This is a genomic window from Streptomyces sp. URMC 123, from assembly GCF_051386515.1.
In the GTDB taxonomy this organism is placed as follows: domain Bacteria; phylum Actinomycetota; class Actinomycetes; order Streptomycetales; family Streptomycetaceae; genus Streptomyces.
Genome location: NZ_JBPQTV010000582.1, coordinates 1 through 1,729 on the forward strand (window position 1 = coordinate 1; position 1,729 = coordinate 1,729).

At 76.5% G+C, this 1,729-nt stretch carries 2 protein-coding genes and 1 pseudogene; all 3 read right to left on the reverse strand.

Going from position 1 to position 1,729, the window contains the following annotated elements; all coding sequences use genetic code 11:
• Window positions 1-47: 47 nt before the first annotated feature.
• The 3 genes and pseudogenes from ACSNOD_RS30950 to ACSNOD_RS30960 all read right to left on the reverse strand — a co-directional run bounded on the left by ACSNOD_RS30950 (window position 48) and on the right by ACSNOD_RS30960 (window position 1,628).
• The gene (locus ACSNOD_RS30950) at window positions 48-311 is read right to left on the reverse strand and encodes a hypothetical protein (RefSeq protein ID WP_436770398.1); all 264 of its coding nucleotides are present in this window, start codon (window positions 309-311) and stop codon (window positions 48-50) included.
• A 179-nt stretch (window positions 312-490) separates the two neighbouring features.
• Window positions 491-703, reverse strand: a pseudogene (locus tag ACSNOD_RS30955) (hypothetical protein); the annotation flags it as partial.
• Window positions 704-743: 40 nt separating this feature from the next.
• Window positions 744-1,628: a peptidoglycan-binding protein gene (locus ACSNOD_RS30960; RefSeq protein ID WP_436770399.1), complete on the reverse strand. Its 885-nt coding sequence runs from the start codon at window positions 1,626-1,628 to the stop codon at window positions 744-746.
• Window positions 1,629-1,729 lie beyond the last annotated feature (101 nt).

Genomic DNA, 1,729 nt, shown 5'->3' on the forward strand with positions numbered 1-1,729 from the left:
GGTACGGGGGTGGGGGCTCGCGGCGTCGGGGGCGGCGCTTTCGTCGGTCAGCGGGCCAGGGTCGCGTAGACCGCCGTCGCGCTGGCCAGGAGGCCGGTGAGGGCCACCAGGGAGGGGAGCGGCCAGCGGGAGCGCTCCAGGGCGTCCAGGCGGGCCTCGTGGTCCGCCAGTTGGCGGTCGGTCTGGTCGCTGCGCTGGACCAGCAGCGCGAGGGAGCCGTCCACCCGGGCGAAACCGGCCTCGACCGTGCCCCGCAGCCGCTCCAGTTCCAGGGCGACCGCAGCCGCGTCGGAGGGGGCCTGCTCGTTCACGCGCCGCCCCCGCGCTCCCCGGGCCCCGGCCCGGCACCCGCGCCCGCACCCGTATCCGCCCCCGGGTCGCCGGCCGGGTCCGCACGGAAACCGAAGGCCCGTGGCACCGGGCGTTCCTCCTCCTCGCGTTCCTCCTCCGCGATGAGCCGGCGCAGCTCGCCGTCGCCCGTTTCCGGCCCCGGCGGCGCGGTGCGCAGCCACGCGGGCAGCAGTGCCTGCACGCCCGGCAGGGCCATGACCCGCGTGAGCGCGCCCGCCGCGGCGAGCGCCCCGGCGACCCACGGCAGGGTGGCGGGCAGCCCCGCCGCGTCGACGACGGCGGGCAGCAGCAGCGCGATGGCCACCGCCGTCTGGAACACCGTGCGCGCCGTGCGCTTGGCGGCCTCTGACATGGATGGACCTCCTCGACCCATCGATCCGGTTCCCTCGGTCTCAGCCGCTGCGCGGCACCCGCAGCCGGTCCCAGCTCACCGGGCCCGGGATGCCGTCCGCGTCGGCGCCGCCGTAACCGAGCTTCTGCTGCCACCGCTGGTACGACCGGCGGTCGGCGTCGGTCCAGCGCGGCCCCGGGCCGACCTCGTACCGGCCGCAGCCCTCCGCCACCAGGCGCCGGCCCATCGCCGTGACGATCGCGCTCTCGCGCCCGGGGGCGAAGAACTCGGCGCCGGGGAAGGGCTCGTACGCCGCGGGCTCGGCCGGCCGCTGCGGACGCGGCTCCGGCCGGGCGCCGGGGTCGCCCTGGAGGCGGGCGGCTATCCGGTCCCGCATGCCGGGCATGGAGAAGGACGGGTCGATCTTGCGGGTCGTCCACTCCTTGTGGCCGATGACGCTCGCCGGCGTCCAGCCGTGGGCGCGGCAGACGGCCGCAGCGATCCGCTCGACGGCGTCGAGCTGCGCGTCCGGGTACGGGTCCCGGCCGTCGCCGAGGTTCTCGATCTCGAAGCCGTAGAAGTGCGTGTTGCCGTCGAGTGCGTCGGGGCCGGGGCGGGCGGGCGTGGGGCCCTCCGCCCGCACCGCCTCGTACGCGGCGCGCGAGCCCTTGCCGGCGTGGTTGGTGCGCCCGTACCCGACGAGGTGGACCGTGCCGTCCTTGGCGATGACGCCGATGCACAGCGGTCCGGGCAGCCCGCTCATGCCGTCCTGGCAGAGCTCGACGCTGTCACGGCCGGCGGTGTGATGCAGCATCACGCCGTTGACGGGGCCCCAGGGGCCCATGTGGTTGCGGTTGTGCGTGCGCCAGCCGTCGTGTTCGACGACCGACACGCCCTCGGCGCGCAGGGCGCGGGCGAAGGCGTCGGCGGACAGGGGTGTGGCCATGGTGTGCTCCCGACATGACGGACGAAATGGCGAGCGAATGGTGAGCGAATGACGAGCGAAACGACGAAGCCCCGGCCGGGCGGCGCGGGGCGGGGGCGGGG